This window comes from Rhodococcus indonesiensis (assembly GCF_047782815.1).
Taxonomy (GTDB): Bacteria; Actinomycetota; Actinomycetes; order Mycobacteriales; family Mycobacteriaceae; genus Rhodococcus; species Rhodococcus indonesiensis.
The window spans coordinates 2292818-2307507 of sequence record NZ_CP180630.1; the positions used below are offsets into that span (position 1 = coordinate 2292818).

Genomic DNA, 14690 nt, shown 5'->3' on the forward strand with positions numbered 1-14690 from the left:
CTGTGGTTCGCGGTGGCCGCACCGACGGGTTCCGGCCCGTTTCACGAAGCGCGCGGACGTCATCGATCAGGAGTATCACCAGTGGCATTGACCACCGAGCAGAAGAAGCAGATCCTCGGCGAGTACGGCCTCCACGAGACCGACACCGGATCGCCCGAGGCGCAGGTCGCGATGCTGACCAAGCGCATCCAGGACCTGACCGAGCACCTGAAGCAGCACAAGCACGACCACCACTCCCGCCGCGGCCTGCTGCTGCTGGTCGGTCGTCGTCGCCGGCTGCTCAAGTACGTCGAGAAGGTCGACGTCAACCGCTACCGTTCGCTGATCCAGCGTCTGGGTCTGCGTCGATAGGAGCGCGACGAAGCGACGACGCGATCTGCGTTCGCTGATCTTTCCGATAGCCAACGAGGCAATGCTTAGACTGAGCCTCGTTGGCTATCGGTGTTTGGCCGCTGTGCGGTCGGAGACGGGCTACGTGCCCGTCGGACACCGGCAGCGGCACCCGCGGACGGCGACACCGCCCGCGGAACCGTATGCACCGACGGTGTCGGTCTTCGGTAGTGACCTTCCGGACCCGGTCCGGACGGTTTCGATCGACGACCGCCTCCGCACGCTCGGCCCGTGAGACGCGGGTACGGGCGATCGGTGCGCAGCTGCAGCCACGAGGGTTGTGGCGCCCGCGCGGGTACGGCGAAGACGAGAGGGAAGAGAAGAGTAGAGATGACCAGCAATTCCGCAGTCGAGGTCGACGAGGGCGTGTTCGAGTCCGTCGCGGTCCTCGACAACGGGTCCTTCGGCACCCGTCAGATTCGTTTCGAGACCGGCCGCCTCGCCCAGCAGGCCGCCGGCTCCGTCGTCGCGTACCTCGACGACGAGACCATGCTGCTGTCGGCGACGAGCGCCTCCAAGCAGCCCAAGGAGCACTTCGACTTCTTCCCGCTGACGGTGGACGTCGAGGAGCGCATGTACGCCGCGGGACGCATCCCCGGCTCGTTCTTCCGTCGTGAGGGCCGGCCCTCGACCGACGCGATCCTGACCTGCCGTCTCATCGACCGGCCGCTGCGCCCGTCGTTCGTCGACGGCCTGCGCAACGAGATCCAGGTCGTGGTGACGGTGCTCAGCCTGAACCCGAACGACCTGTACGACGTCGTCGCCATCAACGCCGCGTCGGCATCCACGCAGATCGCCGGCCTGCCGTTCTCCGGACCCGTCGGTGGCGTGCGGGTCGCGCTGATCACCTCGGAGGAGAACAAGACCGGCCAGTGGGTCGCGTTCCCCACGGTCGAGCAGCTCGAGAACGCCGTGTTCGACATGGTCGTCGCGGGCCGCATCGTGGGTGGCGGCGACAACCCCGAGACCGCCGACGTCGCGATCATGATGGTCGAGGCCGAGGCCACCGGGAACGTCGTCGAGCTGGTGGCCGGCGGGGCGCAGGCACCGACCGAGACCGTCGTCGCCGAGGGCCTCGAGGCCGCCAAGCCGTTCATCGCGCGGCTGTGCATCGCCCAGCAGCAGCTCGCCGCCGCCGCGGCGAAGCCCACCGGTGACTTCCCGGTGTTCCCGGCCTACGAGGCAGACGTGTACGAGGCCGTCGAGGCCGCCGCGTCGGCCAAGCTGTCCGAGGCGCTGACCATCGCCGGCAAGCAGGAGCGCGACGAGCGGACCGACGAGGTCAAGGTCGAGGTCCTCGAGCAGGTGGCCCCCAACTTCGAGGGCCGCGAGAAGGAGATCGGCGCGGCGTTCCGTTCCCTGACGAAGAAGCTGGTCCGCCAGCGGATCCTGCGGGACCAGTTCCGCATCGACGGCCGCGGTGTCACGGATATCCGTGCCCTGTCCGCCGAGGTCGCGGTGGTGCCGCGCGCTCACGGCTCGGCGCTGTTCGAGCGCGGCGAGACCCAGATCATGGGCGTCACCACGCTGGACATGGTGAAGATGGCGCAGCAGATCGACTCGCTCGGTCCCGAGACCAGCAAGCGGTACATGCACCACTACAACTTCCCGCCGTACTCCACCGGTGAGACCGGCCGCGTCGGCTCCCCGAAGCGCCGCGAGATCGGCCACGGCGCCCTCGCCGAGCGGGCCCTGATGCCGGTCCTGCCCAGCCAGGAGGAGTTCCCCTACGCGATCCGGCAGGTCTCCGAGGCGCTCAGCTCGAACGGATCCACCTCCATGGGCTCCGTGTGTGCCTCGACGCTCTCGCTGCTGAACGCCGGCGTGCCCCTCAAGGCCCCCGTCGCCGGTATCGCGATGGGCCTGGTCTCCGACGAGGTCGACGGCGAGACCCGTTACGTCGCGCTCACCGACATCCTCGGCGCCGAGGACGCGTTCGGTGACATGGACTTCAAGGTCGCCGGCACCAAGGACTTCGTCACCGCCCTGCAGCTCGACACCAAGCTCGACGGGATCCCGTCCCAGGTGCTCGCCGGCGCGCTGGCGCAGGCGCGCGACGCCCGCGCCACCATCCTCGAGGTGATGGCCGAGGCCATCGAGACCCCGGACGAGATGAGCCCGTTCGCTCCGCGGATCACCACCATCAAGGTCCCGGTGGACAAGATCGGCGAGGTCATCGGCCCCAAGGGCAAGATGATCAACTCGATCACCGAGGAGACCGGCGCGAACATCTCCATCGAGGACGACGGCACGGTGTACGTCGGAGCCGCCGACGGCCCGTCCGCGCAGGCTGCGATCGACAAGATCAACGCCATCGCGAACCCGCAGCTGCCGAAGGTGGGCGAGCGGTTCCTGGGGACCGTGGTCAAGACCACGGCGTTCGGCGCGTTCGTCTCGCTGCTGCCCGGCCGCGACGGCCTGGTGCACATCAGCAAGCTCGGCAACGGCAAGCGCATCGCCAAGGTCGAGGACGTCGTCAACGTCGGCTCGAAGATTCGCGTCGAGATCGCCGACATCGACAACCGGGGCAAGATCAGCCTGGTGCCGGTGCCCGACGAGGACACCGCGGACGCCTCCTCCGACGCGCCCGCGGCGGACAGTGCCGCGGACAACGCCGAGGCCTGACGCACGTCCTTCGACCGCCCGCGTATCGTCCACCTTTGCGGTGGACGGGCGCGGGCGGTCGTGCGTGTGCGGCCGGTGCGGCGCGTTACGGTGCGGCCGGGGACGAGGCGGACGCCGACAGCAGCCCGAGTTCCCGCGCCCGCACCACCGCTTTGCGACGATTCGCGGCACCGAGCTTGCGGTAGAGCGACTTCAGATGCACCTTGACGGTATTGACGGACACGAACAGCTCGTCGGCGATCTCCGCGTTGCTCATCATGGTCGGCAGCAGTAGCAGAACGGCCCGTTCACGGCTGGTCAGCGGCTCGAGCAGGCACGGGCCGGCGGCCTCGCCGGAGACCCCGCCCAGCCTGCCGATCAGCATCGACACGAATCCGCCGTGGGCATCGTCGATGCGGCCGTGCCGCTCCAGCAGCGCCCTGGCGCGGTCGCCGGCCAGTAGGAACGGCCGCGCGATGCCTTCGGGGGCTGCCACCGCGAGAGCGTGCGCCACAGCGGCCTGCGCTTCGCCGTCCCTACGCAGACGGTCGTGCGCCAAGGCGGCGAGCAGCCAGGCGTCGACGGTGGGGCCGTTGTCGATGGGCGGCCCGTCGAGCAGAGCCGCCACCAGTTCGAGGCAGCGGCGCGGCTCGTTGGTCGCCAGGTGCGCCCGCGCGACGAGGACCGTCCGGTGCGCGCCTGGCCGGGCGAGACCCGGCTGTGCCCGTTCGGTGCCGGTCAGCAGCGCCTGAACCTCGTGCGGCCGTCCCTCGGCCAGCAGGATTTCGGCCTCGACGAGCTTGTACCATTCGGCGAGGAAGCGTGGCGCTACCCAGTCCGACATGCGCCGGCGCAGCGACACGAGGTGGGCTCGTGCCGCGGCGGCGTTGTCCGTCGAGAGGGCCAGCCGTGCCTGCACGAGCCCGAAACTGGTTTCGGTGTAGCGGTCGCGGAACTCGCCGAGGCACGCGTGTCCCCGTGCGACGGCCACCGAGCAGGCCCCGGTGTCCGCCTCGAGCAACCGGATCATCGACTCGGCCAGCAGCGCCGTGGCCGACGGCGGCAGAAAGGTCCAGCCCAGCTCGTCGGCGATGGCCAACGCACGGTCGACCTCGACGCGCGCCTCCCGGAGCCGTCCGGCCATCGCCTCGAGAACGGCGGTGTTGCCGTACAGGTGCAGGGCGAGCACGGGCGTCATGGCCGAGCGGGCGGTCACCGCCGTCGTCGTGGCGGCGAGCATGGCCTCGGCGGTGTCGAGGTCACCGGACCACAGCCTGCCCATCGCGAGGACGGTGGCGGCGGCGATCCGGTACACGGGGGCGGCCGGCAGGTCCGCCGGGGACACCGTCTCGAGCCGGCGGATCGCCTCCTGCGCGGCCCTGATCTGCCACGACGGATCGGCCTTCATCCAGGCGAGGACCGCGTCGAGCGTGACAAGGACCGTCTCGGTGAGCCGCGCATCGGCTGCCGGGAGCCGATCGAGCAGTTCTCGGGCGCGAGCCATGTGGGTGGCGACGCCGACAGGGTCGTACTCCGCGTACGCGGCGACCCCCGCGGCCGCAGCCACCTCGGGGTGGTCACCGACCAGATCGGCGGGCGCGTCCCGCAGCAGCGCCACCAGCGCCGGCCGTTCCGGACCCAGGATCTCCGCCCCCGCGACCCGTAGGACGAACCGGGCCAGCCCCAGCCAGTCCTCCGCGGCGCGCAGGTGACGGGCGGACTCGAGGAGCTCGCCGCGGTCGGCGAACCATCCGGCGGCCCGCCGGTGCAGCATCCGTCGGCGCTCGGGATCCTCGGTCCTGAGGCGGTGGCGCAGCAGGTCGCCGAAGAGTTGGTGGTAGCGATACCACGCTCGACGGTGGTTGAGCGCGACGACGAACAGGTTGTCCCGCTCGAGTCGGACCAGGAGCTGCTGCCCGTCCGTGCGCCCGTTCAGGGCATCGGCCAGTTCGCCGCAGACGCGTCCCACGACGCACGTGTCGAGCAGGAACTCCATCAGCTCCGGGTCCTGGCTGGCCAGCACCTCCTCCGCGAAGTAGTCGGCCACGGACCGCTCGTCGCCCGCAAGGGCTGCCACGGTGGCCGCCACGTCGTCCGACGTCCGGAGCGACAGGGCCGCGAGTCGCAGCCCGGCCGCCCACCCCTCGGTCTTGGCGACCAGGGTCTCGAGTTCATCGGGTCCGACGGCGACGTCGTGGTCGGCCAGCAGCGCTGCCGCCTCCGTGGCATCGAAGCGCAGCGCTTCCGCCCGGATCTCGGTCAACTCGCCACCGAGCCGGAGCCGTTGCAGGGGCAGCGCCGGATCGCTGCGGGTCGCGACCACCAGTCGCACGTTGCCCAGACCCCGGCGGACGGCCGCCGCGAGCGACTCCTCGGCCGGCGTCCCTGCCAGGAGGTGCATGTCGTCGAGCGCCAGGACGACAGGACGGGGAAGCCGGGCGCACGCGTCGACGAACACCGAGACGAACCGGGGGTCGAAGCTCGGTGGGACCCGCATGGTGGCCAGCAGCGAATCGGTGGGGAACCCGCCGACCATCCGGAGCGAATCCAGGACCCGCCCCCAGAACTGCGCCGGCTCGGCGTCCTCGCGCTCCACCGAGAGCCACGCCACCGGACCGGGATGTGCCGCCGCCCACGATGCCAGCAGCAGCGTCTTACCGGACCCGGCCGGCGCCGAGACGAGCACGAGGCCGGACTTCACTCCCTCTTCGAGGATGCGTTCCAGACGCGGGCGCCGCACGACCCGGCGGGGGAGTCGGGGCACGGAGGAGCGCGCCAACGACAGCGGCGGGGCATCGTCACCCTGCGCGCCGGCCGGTGGCCCCGTCATGAGAGTCAGGGTAGTACGGCGGGACCGAGGGGAACGGAAATCGAAACCGGGTCACGTATCCGACGAACCGGTCGCCGACCGCACGCACGGCGGCTCGTTCCGCGAGTGGTGCGGCGCGGGCACGACGTCGCTGTCGTAGTCGAACATCGCGGCGATGCGGACCTTGATCTCTTCCGTGGTCATCGTGGGGATGCGGCCGTTGGCGGCGCGTCGTGTGCTCATGTTGTCCTTCGCGTGGGGGTGGGGACGAGATGTCAGGCCCGGATCATCAGTGCGGCGAGGGCCACGGCGGCGGTCGTCACTACCGCGGTGAGGACGCCGGTGAGGACGGAGCCGGTATACGCACCCACGGGCACGGAGGCGACCGCCGCGGCGCCGCACACGATGCCGGAAATCGGCAAGGAGCGGGGCGTGTCGTGGCGGCCGCTACCGGGCCTACGCCATGCCGAGTTCTGCCGGCGGTTCCGGCGGGTGGACGGTGGGTTCACGGACATCGTCGATCCATTTCCTTCGATCGGGCGGCGGATGCACCCGACATGCGGCCACGAGAGAGGTTCGCGGTCGACTCCGACGGTAGGGCGGCCGCCGAGCCGTCTCCTCACCCTCGGCGGGTGAACCGGCACGGGCGGGTGAATGCCGTGGTACCGCGTGGTGTTCCGGTTCCGGGGCGGCCCCCCACGCGACACCGACCGTCGGTTTGTTTCGCCGAATCCGGTTCGCGCATGCCCGGCCGATGGTTCGCTGTAGCAGTGACAGCTTCAGTTGATGTTGTCGGCACGCGACGGAGCTCGAACCTCGCACTGGCAACCTGGGTCTCGGCGATCAACTTCTGGGCCTGGAACATGATCGGTCCCCTGTCCACGACCTATGCGAGCGATCTGTCGCTCAGCAGCACCCAGGCGTCGATCCTCGTGGCGACGCCCATCCTCGTGGGTTCTCTGGGGCGCATCGTGGTGGGTTCGCTCACGGACCGCTACGGCGGACGGGTCATGTTCATTGCGATCTCGCTGGCGTCGATCCTGCCGGTGCTGGCCGTCGGGGTGGCCGGCAGCGTGGGTTCCTATCCGCTCCTGCTCGTCTTCGGCTTCTTCCTCGGCATCGCGGGCACGATCTTCGCGGTCGGCATTCCGTTCGCGAACAACTGGTACGAGCCGGCCCGGCGCGGCTTCGCCACCGGCGTGTTCGGTGCCGGCATGGTGGGCACCGCGCTGTCCGCGTTCTTCACCCCCCGGTTCGCGCAGTGGTTCGGCCTGCTGACCACCCACGTCGTCGTCGCGGTGGCACTCGCCGTCACGGCCGCGGTGTGCATCCTCGTGATGCGCGACTCGCCGGAGTTCCATCCGAACACCGACCCGGTCGTTCCCAAACTGAGGGCAGCCCTGAAACTGCGGGTCACGTGGGAGATGTCGTTCCTCTACGCGGTCGTCTTCGGCGGCTTCGTCGCGTTCAGCAACTACCTGCCCACCTACATCAAGACGATCTACGGATTCTCGGCCGTCGACGCGGGCGCCCGCACAGCGGCCTTCGCGCTGGCCGCGGTGATCGCCCGGCCCATCGGCGGGGCGCTGTCCGACCGGATCGCCCCCAAGTATGTCGTGCTCGCGTCGTTCACGGGCACGGCGGTCATGGCGGCAGTCGCCGCCACGCAACCGCCGCCGGACGTGTGGTCGGCCACGACGTTCATCCTGCTCGCGGTTTTTCTCGGCATGGGCACCGGCGGAGTGTTCGCATGGGTCGCGCGTCGCGCGCCCGCCAAGTCTGTGGGATCGGTGACCGGCATCGTCGCCGCCGCGGGCGGGCTCGGCGGGTACTTCCCGCCGCTGGTCATGGGTGCCACCTACGACCCCGTCGACAACGACTACACCGTGGGTCTGTTGCTCCTCGTGGCGACTGCGCTCGTCGCGCTGGCCTATACCGCGGTGAAACTGCGCGCCCACGAGAACGTTCCGACCGGAAACTGACGTCGAGTCCGAAGGGAGAAACGTGACCACCCATCACACCGGAGGACCCGCGGAGGAGCTGCTGCGCCGCAGCGGGCGGTTCTTCACCGCAGGCGAGGTCTCCGACGACGGCCGCACCGTGACCCGTCACGGCGGTCGCGACGGCGACATCTTCTACCGCGATCGCTGGAGCCACGACAAGGTCGTCCGGTCCACCCACGGCGTGAACTGCACGGGATCGTGTTCGTGGAAGATCTACGTCAAGGACGGCATCATCACCTGGGAGACCCAGGAGACCGATTATCCGTCGGTCGGTCCGGACCGGCCCGAATACGAACCGCGCGGCTGCCCGCGCGGCGCGGCGTTCTCCTGGTACACCTACTCGCCGACCCGGGTGCGCTACCCCTACGCCCGCGGCGTGCTCGTCGAGATGTACCGCGAGGCCAGAGCCCGGCTCGGTGACCCCGTGCTGGCCTGGGCCGACATCCAGAACGACCCGCAGCGACGCCGTCGGTACCAGCGGGCCCGCGGCAAGGGCGGGCTGGTGCGGGTCACGTGGGCCGAGGCCACCGAGATGATTGCCGCCGCGCACGTGCACACCGTCGAGGAGTACGGTCCGGACCGCGTGGCGGGCTTCTCGCCGATCCCGGCGATGTCGATGGTCTCCTTCGCGGCCGGATCCCGGTTCGTCGAGCTGATCGGCGGCGTGATGACCTCCTTCTACGACTGGTACGCCGACCTGCCTGTCGCCTCGCCCCAGGTGTTCGGCGACCAGACCGACGTCCCCGAGTCGGGGGACTGGTGGGACGCGGCGTACCTGATGATGTGGGGATCGAACGTGCCGGTCACCCGTACCCCGGACGCGCACTGGATGGCGGAGGTGCGCTACCGCGGTACCAAGGTCGTCTCCGTCAGTCCCGACTACGCCGACAACACCAAGTTCGCCGACGAGTGGATGCCGTGCGCCGCCGGCACGGACGGGGCGCTGGCCATGGCGATGGGGCACGTCGTGCTCTCGGAGTGCTTCGTGCGACGGCGGGTGCCGTTCTTCGTCGACTACGTCCGCCGGTACACCGACCTGCCGTTCCTGGTCCGGCTCGAGGAGCGCGACGGCAGGCTCGTGCCCGGCAAGAACCTCACCGCCGCCGACCTCGGACAGGACGTGGAGAACGCGGCGTTCAAGCCGGTGCTGCTCGACGGTGCCACCGACACCGTCGCGGTGCCGCACGGCTCCCTCGGGTTCCGCTACGGCGACGACGGGACCGGAAAATGGAACCTGGACCTGGGCGATCTCGTGCCGGCACTGACCGTCGCGCATCGGGACGACGGCACGGACGAGACCGCGCGCGTCCATCTGCCCGGTTTCGACACCGTCGACGGACACGGCGAGAGCGTCGAACGCGGCGTCCCCGTGCGGCGGGTGGGCGCACACCTGGTGTGCACGGTGTTCGACCTCATGCTGGCCCAGTACGGCGTCGCGCGTCCGGGACTGCCCGGACAGTGGCCGAGCGGGTACGACGACCCGGCCTCGCCGTACACCCCCGCGTGGCAGGAGCCGATCACCGGGGTCTCCGCCGCGCAGGCCGTCCGGATCGCGCGCGAGTTCGCCCGCAACGCGGAGGAATCCGGCGGCCGGTCCATGATCATCATGGGCGCCGGCATCTGCCAGTGGTTCCACGGCGACACCACCTACCGGGCGATTCTCGCCTTGCTGATGCTCACCGGCTCCATGGGCCGCAACGGCGGCGGCTGGGCGCACTACGTGGGTCAGGAGAAGTGCCGTCCGGTTACCGGGTGGGCCGCGATGGCCATGGGAACCGACTGGTCCCGCCCCCCGCGGCAGATGGCCGGAACCTCCTACTGGTACGTCCACACGGACCAGTGGCGCTACGACGGGTACCGCGCCGACGCGCTCGCGAGCCCGCTCGGGCGGGGCCGGTTCCGCGACAAGCACACGATGGACGTGATGGCGTCCGCCGTCGCGATGGGGTGGACTCCGTTCTACCCACAGTTCGATCGCAACACACACGACCTCGCCGACGAGGCGCGAGCAGCAGGCGAGGACATCCCCGCGTACGTCGCCCGGAAACTGGCGAGCGGCGAGGTGAAGCTGTCGGTCACCGACCCGGACAACCCGCGCAACTGGCCGCGGGTGCTGAACGTGTGGCGGTCCAACCTGCTCGGCTCGTCCAGCAAGGGCAACGAGTACTTCCTGCGGCACCTGCTCGGCACAGATGCCAACATCCAGGGTGCGCCCACCGGTCCGGACCAGCGCCCACACGACGTCGAAGGTCCGGACGAGGTGCCCGAAGGCAAGCTCGACCTGCTGATGTCGATCGACTTCCGGATGACGTCGACCACCCTGTTCTCCGACGTGGTGCTGCCCGCCGCGACATGGTATGAGAAGGGAGACCTGTCGAGCACCGACATGCATCCCTACATCCACGCGTTCAGTCCCGCGATCGACCCGCCGTGGGAGACCCGCTCGGACTACGAGGCATTCGGCGCCGTCGCGAAGGTGTTCAGCGCGCTGGCGGCGAAGCACCTCGGCACCCGCACCGACATCGTGCTCGGCACTCTGCAGCACGACACGCCCGGCGCGATGGCGTATCCGTCGGGCACGGAGAACAACTGGCGCGTGACCGGGGAGGTGCCGGTGCCGGGCAGGACCATGGGCCCGCTCGCGGTCGTCGAACGGGACTACGGTGCGATCGCCGACAAGTGGTCGACCCTCGGTCCGCTCGTCGACACCCTCGGCCTGACCACCAAGGGCGTCACGACGCACCCGGTGCAGGAGGTCGCGGAACTCGCCGCGAAGTTCGGTGTGATGAATTCCGGTGCAGGCGAAGGCCGCCCCGCGGTCACCAGCGCCGAACGCATGGCCGACGTCATCCTCGCGCTGTCGGGCACCTCGAACGGCCGGCTCGCGGTCGAGGGCTTCCGCGAACTCGAGAAACGCACCGGCCGCCGGCTCGTGCACCTCGCCGAGGGCAGTGAAGAACGCCGTATCACCTACGCCGACACCCAGTCCCGCCCGGTCCCCGTGATCACCAGCCCGGAATGGTCCGGCAGCGAGACCGGTGGGCGCCGCTACGCCCCGTTCACGGTGAACATCGAGGAACTCAAACCGTTCCACACGCTCACCGGCCGCATGCACTTCTACGTCGATCACGACTGGATCGAGGAACTCGGCGAACAACTCCCGATCTATCGACCGCCACTGGACATGTCGCGCCTGTTCGGTGAACCGGCCGTCGGCAGCGGCGACGGCGTCGGACTGACCGTGCGGTACCTCACCCCGCACTCGAAGTGGTCGATCCACTCCGAGTACCAGGACAACCTGTTCATGTTGTCGCTCTCACGCGGTGGACCGACCATGTGGATGAGCCCGGCGGACGCGGCGAAGATCTCGGTGCGGGACAACGACTGGGTCGAGGCCGTCAACCGCAACGGCGTCGTGGTGTGCCGCGCAATCGTCTCGCACCGCATGCCCGAAGGTGTGGTGTACGTCTACCACGCGCAGGAGCGCACCATCGACGTGCCGCTCACCGACACCACCGGTACCCGCGGCGGCATCCACAACTCGGTCACGAAGATCCTGATCAAACCCACCCACATGGCAGGCGGCTACGCGCAGACCGCCTTCGCGTTCAACTACCTCGGGCCCACCGGAAATCAACGCGACGAGGTGACGGTCGTACGCCGCCGGTCGCAGGAGGTCACGTACTGATGTCGATGCTCACGACCACGACCGGCGAAGCGAGGCCGGCATGAAGGTGATGGCCCAGATGGCGATGGTGATGAACCTCGACAAGTGCATCGGTTGTCATACCTGCTCGGTCACCTGCAAGCAGGCCTGGACGAACCGTTCCGGCACCGAATACGTGTGGTTCAACAACGTGGAGACCCGGCCCGGCCAGGGATACCCGCGCACCTACGAGGACCAGGAACGCTGGCGGGGCGGATGGATCCGCGACCGCAACGGGCGGCTGCGGCTGCGTGACGGCGGCCGGTGGAACAAGCTGTTCCGGATCTTCTCGAATCCGAAGATGCCGGCGATCGACGACTACTACGAGCCGTGGACCTACGACTACGAGAACCTCACCACCGCGCCGCTCGGCGACCAGATCCCGGTGGCACCGCCTCGCAGTCTGATCAGTGGCAAGCCGATGAAGGTCGAATGGTCGGCGAACTGGGACGACGATCTCGGCGGCTCCCCGGAGATCGTGCCCGACGATCCGGTGCTGAAGAAGATCGGCGAGCAGGTCCGGCTCGAACTCGAACAGACCTTCATGTTCTACCTGCCTCGCATCTGCGAGCACTGCCTGAACCCGTCGTGCGTCTCGTCGTGCCCGTCCGGAGCGATGTACAAGCGCGTCGAGGACGGCATCGTTCTCGTCGACCAGGACCGCTGTCGCGGCTGGCGGATGTGCGTGTCCGGATGTCCTTACAAGAAGGTGTATTTCAACCACAAGACCGGCAAGGCCGAGAAGTGTACGTTCTGCTATCCGCGCGTGGAGGTGGGCCTGCCCACCGTGTGTTCCGAAACCTGTGTGGGTCGGCTGCGCTACATCGGCCTCGTGCTCTACGACGCCGACCGGGTGCTCGAGGCCGCGTCCGTCGAGGACGAGAAGGACCTCTACGACGCACTGCGGCAGGTGCTGCTCGACCCCGCCGACCCGGACGTGATCGCCGGCGCCCGCGCCGAGGGCATCTCCGACGAATGGATCGAGGCCGCCCAGCGGTCACCCGTGTACGCGTTGATCGACACGTACCGGGTCGCGTTGCCCCTGCATCCGGAATACCGCACGATGCCGATGGTCTGGTACGTGCCGCCGCTGTCCCCGGTGGTCGACGCGGTCTCGCGCGACGGTCACGACGGCGAGGACATGGGCAATCTGTTCGGTGCTCTCGAATCACTGCGTATCCCGATCGAGTATCTGGCGGGACTGTTCACCGCGGGCGACACCGACGCCGTCGAAGCGGTGCTGCACCGGCTCGCCGCGATGCGGTCGTACATGCGCGACATCAACCTGGGCCGGGACACGCGGCCGGAGATCCCCGACGCCGTCGGTATGACCGAGGAGCAGATGTACGAGATGTACCGCCTGCTCGCCCTGGCCAAGTACGACGAGCGGTACGTGATCCCGACCGCCTACGCCGCCGAGGGCCACCGGCTCGAGGAATCCGCCACCGACTGCGCACTGTCGTACGACGGCGGCCCCGGAATGTACGACTCCGGGCCGTTCGGGGAGGCCAGCGGCGGTCCGGTCCCGGTCGCGGTGGAGACCTTCCATGCGCTCCGGCAGCGGCAGACCTCCGAGGGGATGGCGGCGAACGCGTCGAATCCCTCCCGTGTGAACCTGCTCAACTGGGACGGCAAGGGCGTGCCCCAGGGCCTGTTCCCGGCCGGGCATCGGGTCGAGGACCGGGGGAGTGGGCAATGAGGGTGCGGATACGCCGTGGGCGCGACACCGCGACACGGCAACTGCAGCACCGGCTGATCCGGCAGGCGGCCTCGCTGCTGCTGGCATACCCCGACGATCGGCTGCCGTCCCGTCTCGCGACCGTCGACGGTCTTCTCGGGCACGTCACCGGGGCGCCGGCGCAGTTGCTGAGCCGGACGCTCGCCGCCCTGCGCGACGCCGATCCGTTTGCTGCGCAGGCCGACTACGTCGACACCTTCGACATGCGCCGGCGGTCGACGATGTATCTCACGTACTGGACCGGCGGTGACACCCGCAATCGCGGCACAGCGATCCACGCGTTCGCCCAGGCCTACCGGGACGCCGGCGTGGAGCCACCGACCGGGGAAGCGCCCGATCATCTGCCGGTGGTGCTCGAGTTCGCCGCCACCGTCGACCCGGACGCGGGGGAGCGACTGCTCGCCGCGCACCGGGTCCCGATCGACGTGCTCCGAATCGCGCTCGAGGAACGCGATTCCTGCTATGCGGCGACGATCGGGGCGGTGTGCGCGACGTTGCCTCCGGTCGGCGATCAGGAAGTCCACCGCGCCCGGTACCTCGCCGAGGCCGGGCCGCCCGCCGAGGCGATCGGCCTCGAACCGTTCACCCTCACGGTCCCACCGCGCCGCACTGCACCCGCCGCGGAGCAGACCCGAGTCCAAGGAGTCGGCTGACATGTCCGCAGGGGAGATCTTCTGGGACGTCGCGCCGTACGTCACGATCGCCGTGGTCGTCGTGGGTACGTGGTGGCGCTACCGTTACGACAAGTTCGGCTGGACCACGCGTTCGTCTCAGCTCTACGAGAGTCGGCTGCTGCGCATCGCCAGCCCGATGTTCCACTTCGGGATCCTCGTGGTGATCGTGGGGCACGTGATCGGTCTGCTCATTCCACAGTCCTGGACCGATGCGGTCGGCCTGAGTCAGCACGCGTATCACGTACAGGCGGTGACGCTGGGCACCATCGCCGGGATCGCCACCCTCGTCGGAATCCTGTTGCTGATCTACCGTCGCCGCACCCGTGGACCGGTGTTCATGGCGACCACGGCCAACGACAAGCTCATGTATGTCGTCCTCGTCGCCGCGATCGTCGCGGGACTCGCCACGACTCTGATGGGGTCGGGTGTCGTGGGCGAGGAGCACAACTACCGCGAAACCGTCTCGCCGTGGTTCCGATCCATCTGGATCCTGCAGCCGCGCGGCGATCTCATGGTGCAGGCACCCCTGTCGTTCCAGGTGCACGCGCTGATCGCCTTGATCCTGTTCGCGCTGTGGCCGTTCACCCGCCTGGTGCACGCCTTCAGCGCCCCGATCGGATACCTGTTCCGGCCGTACGTGGTCTACCGCAGCCGCGACGTCGCCGCGAAGGGACAGCTCGTCGGGTCGCAGCCGCGCCGCCGCGGGTGGTGACCGGATCGGCCGGAGAGCGCCGCGTGTAGTGTGAGTTGTTCAGTCCAGCACACC

General features: G+C 69.2%; 9 protein-coding genes. 7 read left to right on the forward strand and 2 right to left on the reverse strand.

The window, feature by feature from the left end; all coding sequences use genetic code 11:
* Positions 1 to 81: 81 nt before the first annotated feature.
* Together rpsO and ACM26Y_RS10730 are read left to right on the forward strand one after the other, a co-directional pair.
* Entirely contained in the window at positions 82 to 351 is a 270-nt protein-coding gene (gene rpsO / locus ACM26Y_RS10725; protein WP_003935677.1) for a 30S ribosomal protein S15, read from the forward strand.
* A gap of 369 nt (positions 352 to 720) precedes the next feature.
* Positions 721 to 3015 (forward strand): polyribonucleotide nucleotidyltransferase, encoded by a 2295-nt coding sequence (locus tag ACM26Y_RS10730; RefSeq protein WP_416063410.1) that lies wholly within the window; start codon positions 721 to 723, stop codon positions 3013 to 3015.
* An 85-nt stretch (positions 3016 to 3100) separates the two neighbouring features.
* On the opposite strand, the gene ACM26Y_RS10735 is transcribed toward ACM26Y_RS10730, so the two are convergent.
* On the reverse strand, positions 3101 to 5824 hold the full coding sequence (locus ACM26Y_RS10735) for a LuxR C-terminal-related transcriptional regulator (RefSeq protein WP_416063411.1): 2724 nt from the start codon (positions 5822 to 5824) through the stop codon (positions 3101 to 3103).
* Positions 5825 to 5875: 51 nt separating this feature from the next.
* On the reverse strand, positions 5876 to 6046 hold the full coding sequence (locus ACM26Y_RS10740; RefSeq protein ID WP_371383068.1) for a hypothetical protein: 171 nt from the start codon (positions 6044 to 6046) through the stop codon (positions 5876 to 5878).
* A 527-nt stretch (positions 6047 to 6573) separates the two neighbouring features.
* Here ACM26Y_RS10740 and ACM26Y_RS10745 point away from each other — a divergent pair.
* The 5 genes from ACM26Y_RS10745 to narI are packed head-to-tail and all read left to right on the forward strand — an operon-like array spanning position 6574 to position 14636.
* Entirely contained in the window at positions 6574 to 7785 is a 1212-nt protein-coding gene (locus ACM26Y_RS10745; RefSeq protein ID WP_052033935.1) for a nitrate/nitrite transporter, read from the forward strand.
* A 22-nt stretch (positions 7786 to 7807) separates the two neighbouring features.
* Positions 7808 to 11494 (forward strand): nitrate reductase subunit alpha, encoded by a 3687-nt coding sequence (locus ACM26Y_RS10750; RefSeq protein WP_416063412.1) that lies wholly within the window; start codon positions 7808 to 7810, stop codon positions 11492 to 11494.
* Between the two features lie 40 nt (positions 11495 to 11534).
* Positions 11535 to 13211: a nitrate reductase subunit beta gene (gene narH, locus ACM26Y_RS10755; RefSeq protein WP_416063413.1), complete on the forward strand. Its 1677-nt coding sequence runs from the start codon at positions 11535 to 11537 to the stop codon at positions 13209 to 13211.
* Positions 13208 to 13903 (forward strand): nitrate reductase molybdenum cofactor assembly chaperone, encoded by a 696-nt coding sequence (gene narJ / locus ACM26Y_RS10760; protein ID WP_416063414.1) that lies wholly within the window; start codon positions 13208 to 13210, stop codon positions 13901 to 13903. The genes narH and narJ overlap by 4 nt, the downstream gene beginning before the upstream one ends.
* 1 nt (position 13904) lies before the next feature.
* Entirely contained in the window at positions 13905 to 14636 is a 732-nt protein-coding gene (gene narI, locus ACM26Y_RS10765; RefSeq protein ID WP_289377897.1) for a respiratory nitrate reductase subunit gamma, read from the forward strand.
* The last annotated feature ends 54 nt before the right edge of the window (positions 14637 to 14690 follow it).